We start from the raw sequence: 19,261 nt of genomic DNA on the forward strand, positions 1-19,261 counted from the left end.
GGCAACACTCTGAGCGCGGCCGTTCGGAAGGGCATGGTCACACCAAATGCCGTACCGCATACGGCGCCGACCGGAGTCCTCGTCCGCCGTAGGGCAACAGCTAACCGACGAGGTCAGCAGCCTGCTGGCACGGATGGCCTTCCACCAGGCGTGGCTCCAGATCGAGGCCACGACCGTCGCGGGCCCCTACCCAAGCCTCGTGGCCACGGCGCGCGGAAGCCGGTGCACAGATGAGCCTCGCCTGGCAGCAGCCACCGATCACCAGCGACAGCGGCATGAACCTCGGGATCCCGTATCCCCGGGACCGATCGAACGCGGCCAAGGCCACTGCATCAAAGTGATGCGTCGCCACCTGTGAGAACGCGCGTGATCTTGGTGCCAACTATCCCTCTTTTGTGCCAACTAAAAGTCCTCGTCACAAAGACCTCAGCGCCGCACCCTCGGCATCCCCAGCCCGATCCACGAGATGATCTCCCGCTGGATCTCGTTGTTGCCGCCTCCGAAGGTGAAGATCACCGCCGATCGGTAGCCGCGTTCCAGTTCGCCGTGGAGTATCTCGCCGGCCGAGCCCTCCTTCAGCGCGCCCGGGGCGGCGACGATCTCCAGGAGCCAGGCGTAGGCCTCGCGTCGGGCCTCGGAGCCGTAGACCTTGACCGCCGAGGCGTCCTGGGGGGTGAGGGTGCCTTCCTGGACGGCGTTCACCATCTGCCAGTTGAGGAGCTTCATCGCGTCGAGCTTGGTGTGGATCTGCGCCAGGCGGCGGCGCACCCACGGCAGGTCGACGACACGGCGGCCGTCGGCGAGCTTGGTCTCCATCGCCCAGCGCTGGACCTCGTGCAGGGAGCGGATGGCCATCGTGCCGTGAGCGGCGAGGGTGACGCGCTCGTGGTTGAGCTGGTTGGTGATCAGCCGCCAGCCCTGGTTCTCCTCGCCGACCCGGTGGGCGACGGGTACGCGGACGTTCTCGTAGTAGCTGGCGGTGGTGTCGTGCGAGGCGAGGGTGCGGATGAGGGTGCAGGAGTAGCCGGGGTCGGTGGTCGGCACGAGGAGCATGGTGATGCCCTTGTGCGGCGGGGCGTCCGGGTCCGTGCGCACGGCGAGCCACACCCAGTCCGCCGTGTCGCCGTTCGTCGTCCAGATCTTGTGGCCGTTGACCGTGTAGTGGCCGGTGGCTTCGTCGCCGTCCCGTACCGCCCGCGTCTTGAGTGCGGCCAGGTCGGTGCCCGCCTCCGGCTCGCTGTAGCCGATCGCGAAGTCGATCTCGCCGGCGAGGATCTTCGGGAGGAAGTACGCCTTCTGCTCGTCGCTGCCGTACCGCATGATCGTCGGGCCGACGGTGTTGAGCGCCATGAGCGGCAGCGGTACGCCCGCCTGGGCGGCCTCGTCGAAGAAGATGAACTGTTCCATCGGGCTCAGGCCGCGCCCCCCGTACTCCTGCGGCCAGCCGACGCCGAGCCAGCGGTCGGCGCCGAGCCGACGGATGGTCTCGCGGTAGAAGCGCTTCTGGGCGACGTGGTCACTGAAGCGTGAGTAGGCGCGGTCCGGCACCAACTCGGCGAAATAGGTGCGCAGTTCGGTGCGCAGCTGCTGCTGCTCGGGCGTGTATTCGAGATGCACGGCGCCTCCTGCTGGCTCCCCAAGGCCGGACCTGTCGGCGCACACGGTAGAACGTGTTCCAGAAATTGGGAATGGCGGTGCGTGTACGGGTCCACGCGCGCCTGAGGGGGTCCCGGATGTCCGGGACCCCCTCAGACCAGTGCGGCGAACCGCTCAGTGCGCCACAGGAGTTGCCTGCGGTTCGGTGCCGCTCGCGCCGACGGCCGCTGCCTTCCTCGGAACGAGCAGCCGTTCCGCCATCAGTCCGAAGACCAGGCCGAACGCGGTCCACATCGTCACCTGGATGCCGAGCGTGGCCACCCGGTACCGCCACAGAAGGCTCGCGGAGAAGCCCTCCGGGACCTCGTTGGTGAACGACGGCAGGAACGCGTACGCGAGTCCCACCACGAGGACGAGGAAGGCGCTCGCCGCGAGCGTCGCGTTCCAGTTGCCCAGGCGCGGCGCGAGGCGCTTGCCCAGGATGACCGCGCCGACGGCCAGCAGCACGCTGAGCGCGACCATCAGGAAGAACAGCGCGGTGCGCTGGTTGAGGGTGTCGGGGTCGCCGACGGCGGGCGGGTTGGCCGGGTACTTGAGGAACGGCACGACGTACACCGCGAGCAGGCCGGCCCCCGAGAGGAGCAGCGCGGTCGCGCGCGGCCCGAAGCGGCCGATCCGGCCGAGCGCGAAGCAGTACGCGAGGGCGGCGATACCGCCGAACGCGACGCCGTACACGAGGACACCGGTGCCCAGGCCCACGGTGGACTGCAACGCACGGGAGACCAGGGCCTGTTCGGCGTGCCCGTGGGCCTCGTGCATCTTCTCGAACGCGATCGCGTCGTCGACGAGCGGCTCGGCGAAGACGTACGCGACGACCCAGACGAGCACACCCGCGACCAGGCCCGCGAGCATGCCGCGGACCAGGAGGTTTCTGACCGTTGTGGAGTTCATGAGCTCGTGTGCGTTCCCTGTCCTCGTCAGTGGCAGGGGAAGCCGAGCAGGTGGCGGGCGTCGTGCACCCATTCGTGCACACCCTCGCCGGAGACCAGGGAGGTGGCGCCCTGTTCGGCGCCGACGAAGTAGAGCAGCACCAGCATCAGCACGCCGAAGAAGACCGCCCAGGGGGTGATCGCGCCGATCGGCAGTTTCTCGGGTACGGCGGTGGGTGCGGCGGTCGGCTGAATCGCGGACTGTGCCATGACAGACCTCCTGGGGGAACTCGCGTCCCGTATCGGTGGTGCGGAGGACGACAGTCACGGGTCTGACTTGCCCCCGGGCCGCACCAGGCGGGTGCGTACGGGGCTTACAGTGGCGCGACCGTGCCGGATTCCCACCGGCTTCCGTCGAACCGTCGTCAATATCGTCGTGAAGGTACCGCGAAGCGGGGGTTCGGCCAAGGGCGCGTGGGACGGCGTACGGCGCGGCGGTGCGCCGTACGGTGCCTCAAGTTCCGTGCATGACAACGAATATTGGGGCGGAATGAGCGCGGGAGAGACCGGATGACGAGCCGAGTGATGTTGATCTCACCGGCGATCAGCGCGGCCCTGCGGGAGGCCCGTTTCGACGACGACTGTTCCCTGGACGAGTCGGGGCTGCGGCTCGCCCTGGCGGCGGCAGGGAGCCTGCCGGCAGTGTCCACGGTCTGGGTCTCCCCCACCGCGCGCTGCCGCGAGACGGCCCGGGCACTGGTCCTCGACGCCGGTTCGGTACCGGGGCCGGCCGGTCTGGACGCGGGCCGCTGGCGCGGCGCGACCCTGACCGAGGTGACGGAGAAGGAGCCGGAAGCGCTGGCCCAGTGGCTGACCGACCCTCAGTCGGCCCCGCACGGCGGGGAGTCGGTCCGCGGGCTCTGCGACCGGATCGCCCACTGGCTGGACGGGACGGCGGCGCGGGTCACGGGCCGGACGGTGGCGGTTGTCGAGCCTGAGGTCGTACGGGCGGCGACGGTACGAGCGCTCGGTGCGCCGGAGTCGGCGTTCTGGCGGATCGACGTTCCGCCGTTGACGGCAACGGAGTTGAGCGGCCGGGCGGGGCACTGGAATGTGCGCCTTGGCCGGCCGCTTGGTGCGCCGCACGACACGTAGGGGGCGTTCGGTCGTGAACCCGGGGTTCACGACGCGGATCGGCGCGCGCGGCTCACATGCTGTCGTCCCACGGGCGGGGGCGTCCGGGACGTGAACCGGCGGGTTCGCGGGGCAGCGTGGCTCACCTGCCGTCATCTCGCGGGCGAGGGTATTCGGAGGTGAACCGGCGCGTTCACGGCGCGGTGCGGCTCACGCGCCGTCGGCCTCCGGGCGAGGCGCCCGGATGGGAACCGGTCGGTCACGGCACGGTGCGGCTCACGCGCCGTCGGCCCACAGGCGAGGGTGTCCGGACGTGGACCGGCGGTTCATGGCGCGGTGCGGCTCACGCGCTGTCGGTCCCGCGGCGCGGGGTGTCCAGCGTCCAGGCGAAGTCCTTGCATGCCTGTGCGCACTCGCGGCATGCCTTCGCCGTGTCCTGGCCGCCGGAGTGGTCGTCGAAGACCTGGGCGGTTTCGAGGCAGACCGTGCCGCACCACTCCAGTTGGACCCGGAGGGCGGCCTCGTCCTGGTCCGCCTGTTCGGAGAGCAGGCGGCACGTCGCGTCGCACACCTCCGCGCACAGGATGCCCTTGCGGCGCGCGAGGGCATCCTCGGGAGACCCGTCCGGGTCCGCGACACTGGCGCGCAGCGCACATGAGCGCGCGCACTCGGTGCACGCCTGCGCACAGACGAAGCGGTCCTCCAGGAACCGGAAGAGTTCCTGCTGCGTAGTTGTAGTGGTTGTTGTAGTTGTAGGGGTCACGCCGGTCGAGTTGCCGTTGCGAGGGCCGTCAAACCCCTTGGTTCAGCTGTCGTAGTCGACCGTCAGTGTCTCCGACACCGGGAACGACTGGCAGGTCAGGACGTAGCCCGCGTCGACCTCGGCGGGTTCGAGGGCGTAGTTGCGGCGCATGTCCACCTCTCCCGAAGTGACCAGCGCCCGGCAGGTGCCGCAGACGCCGCCCTTGCAGGCGAACGGCAGGTCCGGGCGGGTGCGCGCGGCGCCGTCCAGGACGGTCGCCTCCCGGGACAGCGCGGTGGTGGTGGAGCGGCCGTCGAGGGTGACCGTGACCCGGCTCACCGGGCCCTCAGTGACCATGTCCGGGTGCTGGACCTGGCGGACCGGCTGGTCGTCGGCGTAGAAGAGTTCCTGGTGGACCCGGGCCGGGGGCACGCCCAGCTTCGCCAGCAGTTGCTGGGCGTCGCGGACCATGCCGTGCGGTCCGCACAGCCACCAGTGGTCGGTGCCCGGGACGTCGACGAGGCCCGCGAGGAGCGCGGCGAGGCGTTCGGCGTCCAGCCGTCCCGACAGCAGCTCGGCCTCGCGCGGCTCGCGCGACAGTACGTGCCCCAGCTGGAAGCGCGTACGGTACAGGTCCTTCAGGTCCGCCAGTTCGTCGGCGAACATCACGGTGTCCGTACGCCGGTTGCCGTACAGGAGGGTGACCTGTGAGCGGTCGTCGGCGGCCAGGACCGACTCGGCGATCGACATCATCGGGGTGATGCCGGAGCCGGCGGCGATCAGGACGTGGCTGCCGGACGCGGTGAGGTCGGGGGTGAAGGCGCCGGTCGGCGTCATCACGTCGAGCACGTCACCGGGGCGTACGCCGTCGACCAGCCAGGACGAGAACAGGCCGCCGGGCACCACCCGTACGCCGATACGGGGTCGTTCGCCGGCCGGGGCGCAGATCGAGTACGACCGGCGCTCCTCACGCCCCTCGAACTCCCGGCGCAGGGTGAGGGACTGTCCCGGTGCGAAGGCGTACTCGGCGGCCAGGTCCGGCGGCACCTCGAAGGCGACGGCGACGGCGTCCGCGCACAGTCGCCGCACGTCGGCGACCTTCAGGGTGTGGAAGACCGGGCGACGGCGTACCGGAACCGTGGTCGGGGCGGTGGGCGCGGCCATCAGATCTCCTTGACGTACTCGAACGGCTCGCGGCAGGTGTGGCAGCGCCACAGGGCCTTGCAGGAGGTGGCGGCGAAGCGGGAGGTCTCCTCGGTGTCCGCCGAGCCGCAGCGGGGGCAGGGGACCGTGTGCCGGGTCGGCAGCAGCGAGAGGGCGACCGGGCCGCGCGGGGCCGCGCCGGGCGGGGCGATGCCGTGTTCGGTGAGCTTGCGGCGGCCGGATTCGGTGATCCAGTCGCTGGTCCAGGGCGGATCGAGAACCGTACGGATCTCCACGCGCGCGTACCCCGCCGCCCGCAGCCGGACGGCGACGGCGGCGCGCATCTCGGCCATCGCCGGGCAGCCCGAGTAGGTCGGGGTCAGGCTCGCCACCACCGTCCCGTCCCCGGTCAGCTCCACGTCTCGCAGGACGCCGAGGTCGGCCAGGGTCAGCATGGGCAGTTCGGGGTCCGGCACCCGCGCGGCGATGCGGCGGGCGCGCCGGACGTCCTCGATCCCGGTCACGGTACCGGCCCCGGTCACCATGTCGCCTCCGGGTGGGCGCGGGCCACGCTCTGCAACTCGGCGAGCAGCGGTGCGAGATGCTCGGTGTGCTGTCCGTCGCGGCCGGTGCCCTGCGTCGGTGCGACGTGCGGCATGGGCAGCCCGGTGGCCGCCGTGACCTGCCGCAGCACCTCCACGACTTCGCCCCGGACGTCGTACGCCGTGAACAACTCGCCGAGACGGGGCGCGACTTCGTCCAGGGCGGTGCGCGTCCGCCGGTGGGACTCGTCGGTGCCGTCGCCGAGCCTGACGGCCCACTCGGCCGCGTACTGACGGTGGTACGTCAGCTCCTTGACCCCCTTCGCGGCGATCGCGGCGAGCACCGGATCGCGGTGGGCGGCGAGCCGTTCGAAGTGCGCGAGCCGCCAGCTGGACAGCACCAGCAGCCGCACGATCGAGAACGCGAAGTCCCCGTTCGGCAGTTCGGCCAGCCGCACGTTGCGGAAGTCGTCGGCGTCCCTGAGATAGGCGTACGCGTCCTCGTCGCGCCCGGTGCCGTCGACCTGGCCGGCGCGCGCGTACAGCAGACGGGCCTGGCCGAGCAGGTCGAGGCCGATGTTGGCGAGCGCGACCTCCTCCTCCAGCTCGGGGGCGCGGGTGCACCACTCGGCCAGTCGCTGGGCCGACACCAGGGCGTCGTCGGCGAGTTCGACGCAGGTCGCGGCCAGTTCGCCGGCGTCGACGCCTTCGGGCACGGTGGTGTCGACGCCGTACAGGGGGTCCTCGAACCCGGTGCCGAAGGCCCAGCGGGCGTCGCTGCCGTCGTCGTGCCCCTCGGCGAGGGAGAGGTAGACGTGCTCGTCGTCCTGGCTGTGGGCGAGGTGGTTGTCGCTGTCGCTGTGGATGCCGTTGTCACTGTTGTTGTCGTTGTCGCTCATGTCTGCTGCTCCTCCTCCCGGCTAGATGTGGGGGACGTCGTCGGGGATGTCGTAGAAGGTCGGGTGGCGGTAGACCTTGTCGGCGCTCGGTGCGAAGAACGGGTCCTTCTCGTCGCGCGAGGAGGCGGCGATGTGCTCGGAGCGCACCACCCAGATGCTCACGCCTTCGTTGCGCCGCGTGTACAGGTCGCGTGCGTGGGTGAGTGCCATCCGGTCGTCGGCCGCGTGCAACGAGCCCACGTGCACGTGGTTCAGGCCGCGCTTGCCGCGTACGAACACCTCGTACAGCGGCCACTCGTTCGAGGACGAGCCCTCGTTCCCGGTCAGGTCGTCGCTCATGCCGCTGCCTCCTTCGCGGCCCGCGCGCGCTGCTTGGCGGCGTGCGCGGTGGCCGCCTCGCGCACCCAGGCGCCCTCTTCGTGTGCGGTCCGGCGGCGCGCCACCCGTTCGGTGTTGCAGGGGCCGCCGCCCTTGATGACGCGCGTCAGCTCCGCCCAGTCCGGGGTGCCGAAGTCGTGGCGCCCGCGCTCCTCGTTCCAGCGCAGTTCCGGGTCGGGCAGGGTCACGCCGATCTTGTCGGCCTGCGGGACGGTCATGTCGACGAAGCGTTGGCGTAGTTCGTCGTTGGTGTGCCGCTTGATCTTCCAGGCCATGGACTGCGCGGAGTTGGGCGACGCGTCGTCGGGCGGCCCGAACATCATCAGGGAGGGCCACCACCAGCGGTCGACGGCGTCCTGGACCATGGTGCGCTGTTCCTCCGTACCGCGCATCATCGTCATCAGCAGCTCGTATCCCTGCCGTTGGTGGAAGGACTCCTCCTTGCAGATCCGCACCATCGCGCGCGCGTACGGCCCGTACGAACTCCGGCACAGGGGCACCTGGTTGCAGATCGCCGCGCCGTCCACGAACCAGCCGATCACGCCGACGTCGGCGAAGCTCGGCGTCGGGTAGTTGAAGATCGACGAGTACTTCTGGCGGCCCTCGATGAGCCGCTCGGTGAGGTCCGCGCGGTCGGCGCCGAGTGTCTCGGCGGCAGAGTACAGATACAGCCCGTGTCCCGCCTCGTCCTGGACCTTCGCGAGGAGGATCGCCTTGCGGCGCAGCGAGGGCGCACGCGTGATCCACTCGCCCTCCGGCTGCATGCCGATGATCTCCGAGTGCGCGTGCTGGGCGATCTGCCGGATCAGCGTCTTCCGGTAGCCCTCAGGCATCCAGTCGCGCGGCTCGATCCGGCGGTCGCGCGCGATCGTCGCCTCGAAGTGCTCGCCGAGCAGCCCTTCGCCGGTCTGCTCCGCGCCGCCCGTGTCCGAGGCGGCGGAGTGTGTCGTCGTCATCGATACCCGCTCCCCAACCGACCATTCGTTCGGTACCAGTGTGACGACTTTTCCCCGCCCGCACAAGGTTGTCAAGACCGTCCGTGGGTGGCGCGCCCGCCGCTGATGTCGCACCCCACGCCGGTGGCGAAGCCGACCCGGCCCCGCAAGGCGGCTATGTACCCGAGGGCGAGCCCTCCAAGACCAAGCACGGAAATGTCACCTGCTGACCACCAGGTGACCGCTCCCCGCCGGGCGTTTTGTCTGACCCCGGGAAACGATGGGGACGTCACCGCGACCGAGCAGCCGAAGCGCCGCGCGGACACCTGAACCCCGCTGGAACAAGGAGTACGACATGAGCCACTCCACAGCAGCCGACACCGCCGCCCCGGCGACCATGCGGGCCGTCGTCGTCACCCGGCCCGGCGGCCTGGAGGCACTGGAGATCAAGGATGTGCCGGTGCCGGTCCGCAAGCCCGGCTGGGTGCGGATCAAGGTGAAGGCGTTCGGCGTCAATGAGTCCGAGGTCCTCACTCGCAAGGGAGAGTCGGACGCGGTGGTCACGTATCCGCGGGTGCCCGGCATCGAGGGCGTCGGGGTGGTCGATGCCGCCGACGAGGACAGTGGGCTGCGGCCGGGGCAGCAGGTGGCGACGATGATGGGCGGCATGGGCCGCTCGTACGACGGCGCGTACGCCCGGTACGTGAGCGTCCCCGCCGGGCAGGTCATCCCGTTCGAGACCAGCCTGCCGTGGGACGTGGTCGGAGCGCTGCCGGAGATGTTCCAGACCGCGTACGGATCGCTGACCCGCGGCCTGGACCTCAAGGCCGGGCAGACGTTGCTGATCCGCGGCGGCACCTCCACGGTCGGGCTGAGCGCGGCGGCGATCGCGAAGGACCTCGGAGCCACCGTCATCTCCACCACCCGCAGCGAGGCGAGGGCCGGGGAACTGCGGGCGGCGGGCGTCGACCACCCCCTCGTCGACAACGGCACCCTCGCCGAGCAGGTGCGCGAGCTGTTCCCGGACGGCGTCGACGCCGCCCTGGAACTGGTCGGCTGCTCGGCCCTCCCCGACACCCTGCGCACCGTCCGCCTCCACGGCACGGTCTGCTTCACCGGAGCCCTCGCGGGCCAGTGGACGATCCCCGACTTCAGCCCGTTCATGATCCCGTTCGGGGTGCGGCTGACCTCCTACGGCGGCCAGGCCGCCGACCTCCCGGCCGACGCCTTCGCCCACCAGCTCCAGGCCATCGCGGAGGGGCGCCTCAACGTCCCGGTCGCGAAGGTCTACCACGGCCTGGAGCAGGTCCGTGACGCCCAGGCCGACCTCGAATCCGGCGCCACGCCGGGCAAGCACGTCGTCGTCCTGGACGACTGAGACCCCGGCCCAGATCACCCCAGAGATCCCTCAGCAAGGAACATGTCGTGGCCCTCACACGCGAGGAAATCCAGACGCTCGTCGACTTCGAGCAGCGATCCAGTGGCGCTGGAGCAGTGGCGACCCGACCGGCTACATGGACGCGCTGGCCGAGGACGTCACCTACTTCGACCCGTTCACCGAGTACCTCCTCGTCGGCCGTGAAACCGTGCGTGCGCACTTCAAGCGCCTTCAATCGGGCGAGGGCGCGGGCCTCACCAGGCAGGAGTACCAGAACGAGACCGCCCGCCCTCTCAGCGATGACGAGGTCCTGCTGGTCTTCAACTTCACCACGTACCGGCGGGACGGCATCGGCGAGGAGAAGGAGTTCCTGACGTGGAACATGTCGCTCATTTTCCGGAAGGCCGACGGCCAGTGGCTGCTGAAGCACGGGCACTTGTCCCTGCGCGACGCATGGGCCCGCTACAACCTCGGGCGCAGCATCGGGAGGTAGCGCCCCACGGTGCGCTGCAGAGCAGCACACCCTGCCGCTGAGGCCGGCACGACGCCGGGCAAGCACGTCGCTCTGCTCGACGGCCGGCTCACATGTCCGGCCGACAAAGCCCCCCCAACTCGCCCGGTCAGGCCGGAATCGGCCGACCGCGGCTCACACGAGAGGAACGCCATGGGCGTCAACAAGGAAGAAATCAGCAAGACCATCATCGAGCTGGAGAAGTCCTTCAACGAGCGGTGGAGCGTCGGCGACAACACCGGCTACCTCGACGCGTTCGCCGACGAGGTCAGCTACTTCGACCCGATCCTGGAAAGGCTCGTGGTCGGCCGGGACAACGTCATCGCCTGGATCAACTCCATCTACAAGAACCCGCACATCGTGCGCAGCGACTACCTCAACCCTCAGGTGCACGTCAGCGACGAAGGAACCTTCGCCGTCCTCGCGTACAACCTGCACACTTTCGTACTCGACGGCAACGGCGACGAGAAGCAGCTGCGCGCCTGGAACGCCTGCCACGGATACCGCCTCATCGGCGACCAGTGGCGCATCGCGCACTCCCACTGGGCCTTCTCCCAGACGGTGACCGAAAGGGTTGCTTCCTGACCGCGACGGTTACGAGCGGGCTACCGAGACCCACGCACCCTAACCACCGTCGACCCGACCGAACGTAAGGACCCCTGATGACCGACACCGCGACGGACGCCTACAGCTCCTTCACCGTGAACGACCTGGAATCGACCCGCACCTTCTACCAGGACGTACTTGGCCTGCGTATCGAAGACCGGGACGGAATGCTCTTCATTCACCTCCCCGGCGGCGCGTACACCGTCGCGTACGCCCACCCCAAGCACGAGCCCGCACGATTCACCATCCTCAACATCGTCGTCCCCGACCTCCCCGTCGCTGTCGCGGACCTCACCCGGCGCGGCGTGGAGTTCGAGCACTACGAGGGGACATCCATCAAGATCGACTCGGACGGGATCTACCGCGCCAAGGGCCCGTGGTTCGCCTGGTTCCACGACCCCTCCGGCAACGTTCTCGCCGTCTGCGAACGCGACGTCCGCCCGGCCGGCGCCGCCTGACGCGGCCTTTCACGTGGGACGCGTCAGTGCGATTCGCGGCTCACCTCGGAGCCGCTGGAACCGATGAGGAAGTCCAGGTCGGCGCCCGTGTCGGCCTGCTGGACATGGTCGACGTACAGGCGTTCCCAGCCGCGCCGGGGGTTGGCGAAGCTGGTGACCGTGGCCTCGTTGGGGGTCCTGCGGGCGAGTTCGTCGGCGGGTACGTCGACGTCGAGGCGCCGGGCCTCGACGTCCAGGACGATGACGTCACCGGTGCGGACGACGGCGAGCGGGCCGCCGGCCGCCGCCTCCGGGGCCACGTGCAGGACGACGGTGCCGTAGGCGGTGCCGCTCATCCGGCCGTCGCAGACCCGGACCATGTCACGGACGCCCTGTTCCAGCAGCTTCTTCGGCAGCGGCATGTTGGACACCTCGGGCATGCCCGGGTAGCCCCTGGGGCCGCAGCCGCGCAGGACGAGCACGGAGTCGGCGTCCACGTCGAGATCCGGGTCGTCGATACGGGCGTGGAAGTCCTCGATCGAGTCGAAGACGATCGCGCGGCCCCGGTGGCGCAGCAGGTGCGGGGAGGCCGCCGCCGGTTTGACGAGCGCTCCGTCGGGGGCGAGGTTGCCGCGCAGGACCGCGATACCGCCCTCGGCGACCAGCGGTTTCGCGCGGGTGCGGATGACCTCCGGGTCCCAGATGGGCGCGTCGTCGAGATGGTTCACCAGCGGCACGCCGGTGACGGTGAGGGCGTCCGGATCGAGCAGGTCGCGCACCTCGCGCAGGACGGCGGACAGGCCTCCGGCGCGGTGGAAGTCCTCCATGAGGAAGCGGCCCGCCGGCTGGAGATCCACCAGGACGGGGACGCGGGAGCCGATGCGGTCGAAGTCGTCGAGTGAGAGGTCGATGTCCAGGCGTCCGGCGATGGCCAGCAGGTGGACGACGGCGTTGGTCGATCCGCCGATGGCGGCCAGGGCGACGATCGCGTTGTGGAAGGACGCCTTGGTCAGGAAGGTCGCGGGGCGGCGGTCGGCGGCGACCATGTCCACCGCCAGCCTGCCGGTGCCGTGGGCGGCTTCCAGCAGGCGGCTGTCGGGCGCCGGGATACCGGCGACCCCCGGCACGATCGTGCCCAGCGCCTCGGCCACCAGGGCCATCGTCGAGGCGGTGCCCATGGTGTTGCAGTGCCCGCGGCTGCGGATCATCGCCGACTCGGAGCGGGTGAACTGTTCCTGGGAGAGCGTGCCGGCCCGTACCTCCTCCGACAGCCGCCACACGTCGGTGCCGCAGCCCAGCGGTGTCCCCCGGAAGGTCCCGGTCAGCATCGGCCCGCCGGGTACGACGACCGCGGGCAGGTCCACCGAGGCGGCGGCCATCAGCAGTGAGGGGATCGTCTTGTCGCAGCCGCCCAGCAGGACGACTCCGTCGATGGGGTTGGCCCGCAGCATCTCCTCCGTGGCCATCGCCGCCATGTTCCGCCAGAGCATGGCGGTGGGCCTCACCTGTGTCTCGCCCAGGGACACCACCGGCAGGTCCAGGGGGATGCCGCCGGCCTCGTACACCCCGTTACGGACCGAGGCAGCCACCTCGTTCAGATGCGCGTTGCAGGGGGTCAGGTCCGAGGCGGTGTTGGCGATGGCGATCTGCGGCCGGCCCGTGAAGGCGTCGTCCGGTGCGCCCCTGCGCATCCAGGCCCGGTGGATGTAGGCGTTGCGCCCCTGTCCCTCGTACCACTGTGCGCTGCGAAGCTTCACCATCGACCCTTTCCAATAATTGGTACCTTGGTCTAATCTTCGGAACCTCATGGAGCATAGGCAGCTGGACGAGGGCACGTCAGCCCCTGTGAATGACGAAGTCGCCGGGGGCGACGGTGACGTCTCGCGACTCGTGGGCTCCGACCGCGTGCTCGCCGTCCTCAAGGAGCTGGCGCGGTATCCCGACGGTGTGGGCCTTGAGGAGCTGACCCGGGTGATCGGCAGCCCCAAGCCGACCGTGCACCGGGCCCTGGTGTCCCTGCGCCGGGCCGGACTGGCCGACCAGGGGGCCCGCGGTCGCTATGTTCTGGGCGACGAGTTCCTGCGGATGGCCTTCGCCCACCACGAGGACCGACCCGAGCACGTCCGGGTACGTCCCGTACTGGAGGCGCTGGCCCACCGGTTCGGCGAGACGGCGCACTACGCGGTCCTCGACGGCCGGGAGGTCGTCTACCGCGCGAAGGTCGACCCGCCCACCGGTGCGGTACGGCTGACGTCGACGGTGGGCGGCCGGAATCCCGCCCACGCCACCGGCGTCGGAAAGACGCTGCTCGCCCACCGGTTGGACACCGTGGCGGCGGTCGAGGCATGGATCGGCGACTCGCCCCTGGAACACCGCACCGCCCGGACCCTGTGCACGGCCGACGGCCTCTACGACGACCTGCGGGTCACCCGCGACCGGGGGTACGCCGTGGACGACCAGGAGAACGAGGCGGGCGTCAACTGCCTCGCCCTGCCCGTGTACGCGACCTCGCCGACGGCTCCCTCCGGCGCCGTGAGCGTCAGCGCGCTCACCTACCGGACGCCGCTGCGCACCCTGGTCGACGCGGTCGATGAGATCCGGGCCCTGCTCGGCCCCTTGGCAGAGCCGCGCCGGTGACGAACAGCATGCCGACCCTCAACCACCCAGCCACCCCACCGCCCTGCCCCGCTCCCGGTCGAACTGGAGACTGACCCCGTGTACCTCATGCGTATCGGTGCCGCAGGCGCCGAAAAGCCTGTCGCCCGTGTCGACGACGAGACGTACGTCGACCTCTCCGACCTCGTCCCGGACTTCGACGAGGCGTTCTTCGGGTCGGGCGGCCTCGACCGTGTCCGCCCCGTCGTGGCCGAGCGGACGGCCGCCGGCCTGGTGTCCCGTTTCGCCGGGGAACGCATCGGCGCCCCGATCGCCCGCCCGCACCAGCTGCTGTGCATCGGGCTCAACTACCGTGACCACGCGGCCGAGAGCGGCATGGCGGTGCCGGACGAGCCGATCCTGTTCACCAAGTCGCCCAACACCCTCGTCGGGCCGAACGACGACGTACGCATTCCGCGCGGGTCGACCAAGACGGACTGGGAGGTGGAGCTCGGAATCGTGATCGGCCGCCGCACCAGCTACCTCGACTCGGTCGAGGAGGCGCGCGACGCCATCGCCGGGTACGTCGTCGTCAACGACGTGAGCGAGCGCGCCTTCCAGTTGGAGCGGGGCGGGCAGTGGGCGAAGGGCAAGTCCGCCGAGACGTTCAACCCGGCGGGCCCCTGGCTGGCCACTACTGACGAGATCGACGACGTCCTCGCGCTCGACATGTGGCTCGACGTCAACGGTGTCCGCCGCCAGACCGGCAACACCAAGACCATGATCTTCGACCCGTACTTCGTCGTGCACTACCTGAGCCAGTTCCTCGTCCTGGAACCCGGCGACCTGATCAACACCGGCACCCCGCCCGGCGTCGGCATGGGTCTGAACCCGCCCGTGTATCTCCGGCCCGGTGATGTCATGGAGCTGGGCATCACCCGCCTCGGCAGCCAGCGTCAGCACGTGCTCGGCCCTCGGTGACCGCCCGGCGCCTCATGCGCGCGTTCGTCCTGACGGCCCCCGGGAAGTACAGGGTCCAGGAGGTCCCCGCTCCGGTGCCGGCGCCCGGCGAGGTCGTCGTCGACGTCGAGCGGGTCGGCGTGTGCGGTACCGACATGGAGTTCTTCACCGGCGCGATGGCCTATCTACACCAGGGCCACTCCGCCTATCCGATGCGCCTCGGCCACGAGTGGGCGGGGCGGGTGGCGGCGGTCGGCCACGGAGTCGATCCCGGGTGGATCGACCGCCGGGTCATGGGTGACACCATGCTCGGCTGCGGCGCCTGCCGCCGCTGCCGACGGGGTAACCAGCATGTGTGCGAGAAGCGGCAGGAGGTCGGTATCCGCGGCGAGCGGGCCGGCGCTCTGGCCGAGCAACTCGCGGTGCCGGTCTCCTCGTTGCACGTACTGCCGGACTCGGTCGACGCGGTACTGGGCGCGCTGGTGGAGCCCGGGGGCAACGCCCTGCGTGCCTCCCGGGCGGCCGAACTGCGTCCCGGTGACCGCGCGTTGGTCCTGGGCCCGGGGACGATCGGCCTCCTGGTCGCGATGTTCGCCCGTGCCGCCGGTGCGGAGGTCCATCTGATGGGCGTCACCGACAACTCGCTCGCCTTCGCGCGCGAGCTGGGCTTCGAGCACACCTGGAGGCAGGACACCGTCCCGGATCTGCCGTACGATGCCGTCGTGGACGCCTCCAACGCCGTCCATCTTCCTGACCTCGCCCTTCAGTTGGTCGAACCGGCGGGCCATGTCGTCTACATAGGTCTGGCCGGCGAACCGAGCCGCGTCGACACCCGCGCGCTCGTCCTGGGGGACGTCACCGCGGTCGGTGTCCTGTCGGCGTCCCCCGGTCTCGACGCCACCATCCGGGCGTACGCCGAGGGTTCGGTCGATCCGAGGCCTCTCGTGGCGGCGACGGTGGGCCTGGACCAGGTCGGAGCCGTCCTCGCGGGTGAGCGGCCGGTGGGCGCGGGTCCCGGGCCGAAGTTCCATGTCGACCCGCGCCTGGGGTGAGCCGGGTCAGACTGAGCCCGTACAGACTGGCCCGGTTCAGACTGAGCCGGCTCGGAGTGCGGTGATGTCGTCGATGACATGGCGGAGGAAACCGGCCGCGGTGGCGCCGTCACAGACGCGGTGGTCGAAGGTCAGCGACAGGTGGACGACCTCGCGCACCTCGACCCGGCCGTCCACCGCCCAGGGGCGTTCGACGATCCGTCCGACGCCGAGCATGGCCGCCTGGGGGTGGTTGAGGATCGGGGTGGCGCCGTCGACACCGAGCACGCCGTAGTTGTTGAGGGTGAACGTGCCGCCGGTGCGGTGTGCGGCGGGGAGTGCGCCGCTTCGGGCGAGGCCGGTGAGGCGGCGCAGTTCGGCGGCGAGGTCGGCCGGCGCCAACCGGTCGGCGTCCCTCACGACGGGGACGACCAGCCCTTCGTCGGTCTGCGCGGCGAAGCCGAGGTGCACCTGCGACAACCGGACGATCTCCGAACGGACGTCGTCCACACGGGAGTTGAGCTGCGGAAAGGCGGCGAGCCCGGTGAGGCAGGCCCTGGCGAACAGCGACAGCAGACCCGTGCCGAGAGCGTCATGTGCGGCGAGCAGGGCGGTGGCGTCGGCGTCCGCCCAGATCGTGACCGCGGGCGTGTCGCGGTGGCCGCGCACGAACTTCTCGGCAGCGGCGTCCAACGGGATCCGCAGTCCGGGCTGCCGGGCGGCCGCAGCTGTATCGCTACCCCCCTGGCTCCCCCGGCTCCCCTGCTCCACGGTTGCGGCCGCCGCACCATTGCTCATGGCCCGCCGTGCCCCGCCCGTGCCGTATCCGGTGAGGACGGCGCCCGAGTCGTCCTCGGGCGCGGCTTCCGCCACCGACAGCAGGGGTGCGCCGACCTGGACCGTCTCGCCGGCCGGGCAGTGCAGGGCGGTCACGGTGCCGGCGAAGGGGCTCGGGAGGGTGATGACGGACTTGGCCGTCTCGACCTCGACGACGGTCTGATCGTGTGTGACGCTGTCACCCACGGCGACCGTCCACTCCAGCACCTCCGCCTCCACCAGCCCCTCCCCCAGGTCCGGCAGCAGGAACGTACGGCTGCCCGCCGCCGGCTCGACGGCCGCCTGCGGCACCGGCTGTCGTACGCCCCGGCCGCCGTCCGGCAGCAGCCGGCGCAGTCCGGCCAACACCCGCCCGACACCCGGCAGATGGGCGCTTTCGAGCAGCGGCGGCGGATACGGGATGTCGAGGCCCGTGACGCGCAGCACCGGTGCGCGCAGCGCGTCGAAACAGCGCTCCTGGACCCGGGCCACGATCTCGGCGCCGACGCCGGCGAACCCCTGCGCCTCGTGCACCACCAGGCAGCGGCCGGTGCGCCGTACGGACGCGGTGAGCGCGTGGTCGTCGAGCGGGACCAGGGTGCGCAGGTCGAGCACCTCGACGTCGAGTCCCTCGGCCGCGGCCTGCGACGCCGCCGCCAGGGCCACGGCGACCGACGGACCGTAGGCGACGAGTGTGGCGTCGGTGCCGGAGCGGCGTACGGCCGCCGTACCGAACGGCTCGTTGCGCAGGGGGAGTTGTATGTCCTCCTTGGTCCAGTAGTGGCGCTTGGGTTCGAGGAACACCACCGGGTCCGGGTCCTCGATCGCCTCCCGCAGGAGGGAGTAGGCGTCGGCGACCGTGGCGGGTGTGACGACCTTCAGGCCGGCCGTGTGCGTGTAGTACGCCTCGCTGGAGTCGCTGTGGTGCTCGACTCCGCCGATTCCGCCGCCGTACGGGATGCGGACGACCAGAGGCAGGGCCAGAGCGCCGCGGGTGCGGTTGCGGAACTTGGCCATGTGGGAAGCGATCTGTTCGAACGCCGGGTAGGCGAAGGCGTCGAACTGCATCTCCACCACCGGCCGGAAACCGGCCATCGCCATTCCGACGGCGAGGCCGGCGATGCCCGCCTCCGCGACCGGCGTGTCGAAGCAGCGGCGGTCGCCGAAGGTGTCCGTGAGTCCGTCGGTGACCCGGAAGACGCCGCCGAGCCGGCCGACGTCCTCGCCGAAGACGACGACGCGTTCGTCGGCGTCGAGCGCGTCCCGCAGGGCGGTGTTGAGCGCCTGTGCCATCGCGGTGGCCGTCATCTCAGTTGTCCTCCAACTCTGCCCGCAGGGCGGCGCGTTGCTCGATCAGTTGCGGGGTCGGGGCGCTGAACACGTGATCGAACAACGAGAGGGGGTCGAGTGCGGGGTCCTCGGCGAGCCGGCTGCGCACGTCGGCCGCGTACGCCTCGGCCTGAGCCGCGGTTGCCGCGATGTCGTCCTCGGTGAGCAGGCCGTGCTCGCGCAGCCAGGTCTCGAGCCGGTCGATCGGATCGCGTCCGCGCCAGTGCTCCGTCTCCTCGGCCGGACGGTAGCGGGAGGGGTCGTCGGCGCTGGTGTGCGGGGCCATCCGGTAGGTGTGCGCCTCGACCAGCCACGGTCCGCCACCCGAGCGTGCTTCCTCAACCGCCTTGCCCAGTACGGCGAGTACGGCCGCCACGTCGTTGCCGTCCACCTGCTCGGAGCGGACGCCGTAGCCGACTCCCTTGTACGCCAGGCTCGGTGCGGCGCTCTGCGCGGAGAGCGGGACGGAAATGGCGTAACGGTTGTTCTGCACCAGGAAGACCACGGGGGCCCGCAGGACACCCGCGATACCCAGCGCCTCGTGGAAGTCCCCCTCGCTGGTGGCGCCGTCGCCGACGAGCGCGAGGGCGACCGTGTCCGTGCCCTTGAGGCGTTCGCCGTGGGCCAGCCCGGTGGCGTGTGCCGCATGGGTGGCCAGCGGGGTGCACTGGGGTGCGGTGCGGTGTCGTACAGGGTCGTAGCCGCAGTGGCCGTCGCCGCGCAGGAGGGTCAGCGTCTCGACGGGGTCGATGCCCCGGCTGACCAGCGCCACGCAGTCGCGGTAGGTGGGAAACAGCCAGTCGGTCGGGCGCAGGGCGAGCGCCGCGCCCACCTGGCACGCCTCCTGGCCGAGGCTGGACGGGTGGACCGCGAGCCGGCCCTGGCGGGCGAGCGCGGTCGCCTGTTCGTCGAAGCGGCGCCCCACCACCATTTTCCGGTACGCGTCGAGCAACAGCCCGGAATCCGGCAGGTCATACGTCCGGAATCCGCCGGTCGAGTCGGCCGGTTCGACCTGATCGCCTTCCAGCGTTTTTCCCTTCCATGGGAAAAAGCGCACCGGAACTTGAGAAGGGAGCCATTGCGAAGGCGAAAGCGAGGGAACGGACGAAGAACCTGCCCGTTCCACCACCGTTCCATGCGTTGGTTTGTTGCTCAATTCCCCGCCGTCCTCTCCATCAGGACGCCCATGCGCCCGGCTGCCTTACCAGGGCTAACACAGCCTCAGCTCGCCTTTCGAGAAGGGAAGATGAAGCGGAACTGAACAGTCCGCAGGTGTGTGCCGGGCGACTTGGGTGAACGG

The 19,261-nt window shown here is 70.5% G+C and carries 20 protein-coding genes, 1 pseudogene and 1 riboswitch; of the genes and pseudogenes, 8 read left to right on the forward strand and 13 right to left on the reverse strand.

Annotated elements, in window-relative coordinates; translation table 11 throughout:
- Positions 1-426: 426 nt before the first annotated feature.
- The 3 genes from OG241_RS02480 to OG241_RS02490 all read right to left on the reverse strand — a co-directional run bounded on the left by OG241_RS02480 (position 427) and on the right by OG241_RS02490 (position 2,795).
- Positions 427-1,617 carry an acyl-CoA dehydrogenase family protein gene (locus tag OG241_RS02480; protein ID WP_405813362.1) on the reverse strand — a complete coding sequence of 397 codons (1,191 nt, stop codon included), beginning with the start codon at positions 1,615-1,617 and terminating at the stop codon, positions 427-429.
- Positions 1,618-1,770: 153 nt separating this feature from the next.
- On the reverse strand, positions 1,771-2,547 hold the full coding sequence (locus tag OG241_RS02485; protein WP_405813363.1) for a CbtA family protein: 777 nt from the start codon (positions 2,545-2,547) through the stop codon (positions 1,771-1,773).
- A 26-nt stretch (positions 2,548-2,573) separates the two neighbouring features.
- A complete protein-coding gene (locus OG241_RS02490; RefSeq protein WP_405813365.1) occupies positions 2,574-2,795 on the reverse strand; it encodes a CbtB-domain containing protein in 222 nt (73 codons plus the stop codon).
- 39 nt (positions 2,796-2,834) lie between these two features.
- Positions 2,835-2,991: riboswitch (cobalamin riboswitch) on the reverse strand.
- Positions 2,992-3,095: 104 nt separating this feature from the next.
- Here OG241_RS02490 and OG241_RS02495 point away from each other — a divergent pair.
- Complete coding sequence (locus OG241_RS02495) at positions 3,096-3,680, forward strand: histidine phosphatase family protein (RefSeq protein WP_405813366.1); 585 nt, start codon at positions 3,096-3,098, stop codon at positions 3,678-3,680.
- 322 nt (positions 3,681-4,002) lie between these two features.
- Here the strand turns inward: OG241_RS02495 and OG241_RS02500 are convergent, their stop codons facing one another.
- Genes OG241_RS02500 through paaA form a run of 6 tightly spaced genes read right to left on the reverse strand, consistent with a single transcriptional unit; the run spans position 4,003 to position 8,319 of the window.
- Positions 4,003-4,422: a ferredoxin gene (locus tag OG241_RS02500; RefSeq protein WP_405813367.1), complete on the reverse strand. Its 420-nt coding sequence runs from the start codon at positions 4,420-4,422 to the stop codon at positions 4,003-4,005.
- A 42-nt stretch (positions 4,423-4,464) separates the two neighbouring features.
- Complete coding sequence (gene paaE / locus OG241_RS02505; RefSeq protein WP_405813368.1) at positions 4,465-5,565, reverse strand: 1,2-phenylacetyl-CoA epoxidase subunit PaaE; 1,101 nt, start codon at positions 5,563-5,565, stop codon at positions 4,465-4,467.
- Entirely contained in the window at positions 5,565-6,089 is a 525-nt protein-coding gene (gene paaD, locus OG241_RS02510; RefSeq protein ID WP_405813370.1) for a 1,2-phenylacetyl-CoA epoxidase subunit PaaD, read from the reverse strand. The genes paaE and paaD overlap by 1 nt, the downstream gene beginning before the upstream one ends.
- Complete coding sequence (paaC, locus tag OG241_RS02515; protein WP_405813371.1) at positions 6,083-6,985, reverse strand: 1,2-phenylacetyl-CoA epoxidase subunit PaaC; 903 nt, start codon at positions 6,983-6,985, stop codon at positions 6,083-6,085. The genes paaD and paaC overlap by 7 nt, the downstream gene beginning before the upstream one ends.
- Before the next feature lie 21 nt (positions 6,986-7,006).
- Positions 7,007-7,324, reverse strand: coding sequence for a 1,2-phenylacetyl-CoA epoxidase subunit PaaB (gene paaB, locus OG241_RS02520; RefSeq protein ID WP_405813373.1), 318 nt, complete (start codon positions 7,322-7,324; stop codon positions 7,007-7,009).
- Positions 7,321-8,319 (reverse strand): 1,2-phenylacetyl-CoA epoxidase subunit PaaA, encoded by a 999-nt coding sequence (gene paaA / locus OG241_RS02525; protein ID WP_405813374.1) that lies wholly within the window; start codon positions 8,317-8,319, stop codon positions 7,321-7,323. The genes paaB and paaA overlap by 4 nt, the downstream gene beginning before the upstream one ends.
- Positions 8,320-8,653: 334 nt before the next feature.
- Here paaA and OG241_RS02530 point away from each other — a divergent pair, with 334 nt between their 5' ends.
- The 4 genes from OG241_RS02530 to OG241_RS02545 all read left to right on the forward strand — a co-directional run bounded on the left by OG241_RS02530 (position 8,654) and on the right by OG241_RS02545 (position 11,251).
- Positions 8,654-9,676 carry a zinc-binding dehydrogenase gene (locus OG241_RS02530; RefSeq protein ID WP_405813376.1) on the forward strand — a complete coding sequence of 341 codons (1,023 nt, stop codon included), beginning with the start codon at positions 8,654-8,656 and terminating at the stop codon, positions 9,674-9,676.
- Complete coding sequence (locus OG241_RS02535) at positions 9,609-10,169, forward strand: YybH family protein (protein ID WP_405813377.1); 561 nt, start codon at positions 9,609-9,611, stop codon at positions 10,167-10,169. Before OG241_RS02530 ends, OG241_RS02535 begins: the two co-directional genes overlap by 68 nt.
- A 171-nt stretch (positions 10,170-10,340) precedes the next feature.
- A complete protein-coding gene (locus OG241_RS02540; RefSeq protein ID WP_405813379.1) occupies positions 10,341-10,772 on the forward strand; it encodes a YybH family protein in 432 nt (143 codons plus the stop codon).
- Between the two features lie 77 nt (positions 10,773-10,849).
- Positions 10,850-11,251 carry a VOC family protein gene (locus tag OG241_RS02545; protein ID WP_405813380.1) on the forward strand — a complete coding sequence of 134 codons (402 nt, stop codon included), beginning with the start codon at positions 10,850-10,852 and terminating at the stop codon, positions 11,249-11,251.
- A 23-nt stretch (positions 11,252-11,274) separates the two neighbouring features.
- On the opposite strand, the gene OG241_RS02550 is transcribed toward OG241_RS02545, so the two are convergent.
- A complete protein-coding gene (locus tag OG241_RS02550) occupies positions 11,275-12,990 on the reverse strand; it encodes an IlvD/Edd family dehydratase (RefSeq protein ID WP_405813382.1) in 1,716 nt (571 codons plus the stop codon).
- Positions 12,991-13,036: 46 nt separating this feature from the next.
- On the opposite strand from OG241_RS02550, the gene OG241_RS02555 reads away from it, so the two are divergent.
- The 3 genes from OG241_RS02555 to OG241_RS02565 all read left to right on the forward strand — a co-directional run bounded on the left by OG241_RS02555 (position 13,037) and on the right by OG241_RS02565 (position 15,837).
- On the forward strand, positions 13,037-13,867 hold the full coding sequence (locus tag OG241_RS02555) for an IclR family transcriptional regulator (RefSeq protein ID WP_405813383.1): 831 nt from the start codon (positions 13,037-13,039) through the stop codon (positions 13,865-13,867).
- A gap of 78 nt (positions 13,868-13,945) precedes the next feature.
- On the forward strand, positions 13,946-14,806 hold the full coding sequence (locus OG241_RS02560; protein ID WP_405813384.1) for a fumarylacetoacetate hydrolase family protein: 861 nt from the start codon (positions 13,946-13,948) through the stop codon (positions 14,804-14,806).
- A gap of 14 nt (positions 14,807-14,820) precedes the next feature.
- A complete protein-coding gene (locus tag OG241_RS02565; RefSeq protein WP_405826001.1) occupies positions 14,821-15,837 on the forward strand; it encodes a zinc-binding dehydrogenase in 1,017 nt (338 codons plus the stop codon).
- Between the two features lie 36 nt (positions 15,838-15,873).
- On the opposite strand, the gene OG241_RS02570 is transcribed toward OG241_RS02565, so the two are convergent.
- From OG241_RS02570 to OG241_RS02580, 3 genes and pseudogenes are all read right to left on the reverse strand, one after another.
- Positions 15,874-17,001, reverse strand: a complete 1,128-nt coding sequence (locus tag OG241_RS02570) for a dihydrolipoamide acetyltransferase family protein (RefSeq protein ID WP_405826002.1) — start codon at positions 16,999-17,001, stop codon at positions 15,874-15,876.
- Positions 16,978-17,940: pseudogene (locus OG241_RS02575) on the reverse strand (alpha-ketoacid dehydrogenase subunit beta); the annotation flags it as partial. The pseudogene OG241_RS02575 and the gene OG241_RS02570, both read right to left, overlap by 24 nt.
- A gap of 1 nt (position 17,941) precedes the next feature.
- Entirely contained in the window at positions 17,942-19,087 is a 1,146-nt protein-coding gene (locus OG241_RS02580) for a thiamine pyrophosphate-dependent dehydrogenase E1 component subunit alpha (protein WP_405813385.1), read from the reverse strand.
- Between the last annotated feature and the right edge of the window lie 174 nt (positions 19,088-19,261).

Source organism: Streptomyces sp. NBC_01390 (assembly GCF_045040105.1).
Taxonomy (GTDB): Bacteria; Actinomycetota; Actinomycetes; order Streptomycetales; family Streptomycetaceae; genus Streptomyces.

Coding starts and splice junctions, on each gene's coding strand:
- OG241_RS02485 (WP_405813363.1), bottom strand. CDS start 2,547: ATGAACTCCACAACGGTCAGAAACCTCCTGGTCCGCGGCATGCTCGCG.
- OG241_RS02490 (WP_405813365.1), bottom strand. CDS start 2,795: ATGGCACAGTCCGCGATTCAGCCGACCGCCGCACCCACCGCCGTACCC.
- OG241_RS02495 (WP_405813366.1), top strand. CDS start 3,096: ATGACGAGCCGAGTGATGTTGATCTCACCGGCGATCAGCGCGGCCCTG.
- paaE (WP_405813368.1), bottom strand. CDS start 5,565: ATGGCCGCGCCCACCGCCCCGACCACGGTTCCGGTACGCCGTCGCCCG.
- paaD (WP_405813370.1), bottom strand. CDS start 6,089: ATGGTGACCGGGGCCGGTACCGTGACCGGGATCGAGGACGTCCGGCGC.
- paaC (WP_405813371.1), bottom strand. CDS start 6,985: ATGAGCGACAACGACAACAACAGTGACAACGGCATCCACAGCGACAGC.
- paaB (WP_405813373.1), bottom strand. CDS start 7,324: ATGAGCGACGACCTGACCGGGAACGAGGGCTCGTCCTCGAACGAGTGG.
- paaA (WP_405813374.1), bottom strand. CDS start 8,319: ATGACGACGACACACTCCGCCGCCTCGGACACGGGCGGCGCGGAGCAG.
- OG241_RS02530 (WP_405813376.1), top strand. CDS start 8,654: ATGAGCCACTCCACAGCAGCCGACACCGCCGCCCCGGCGACCATGCGG.
- OG241_RS02540 (WP_405813379.1), top strand. CDS start 10,341: ATGGGCGTCAACAAGGAAGAAATCAGCAAGACCATCATCGAGCTGGAG.
- OG241_RS02545 (WP_405813380.1), top strand. CDS start 10,850: ATGACCGACACCGCGACGGACGCCTACAGCTCCTTCACCGTGAACGAC.
- OG241_RS02550 (WP_405813382.1), bottom strand. CDS start 12,990: ATGGTGAAGCTTCGCAGCGCACAGTGGTACGAGGGACAGGGGCGCAAC.
- OG241_RS02555 (WP_405813383.1), top strand. CDS start 13,037: ATGGAGCATAGGCAGCTGGACGAGGGCACGTCAGCCCCTGTGAATGAC.
- OG241_RS02565 (WP_405826001.1), top strand. CDS start 14,821: ATGCGCGCGTTCGTCCTGACGGCCCCCGGGAAGTACAGGGTCCAGGAG.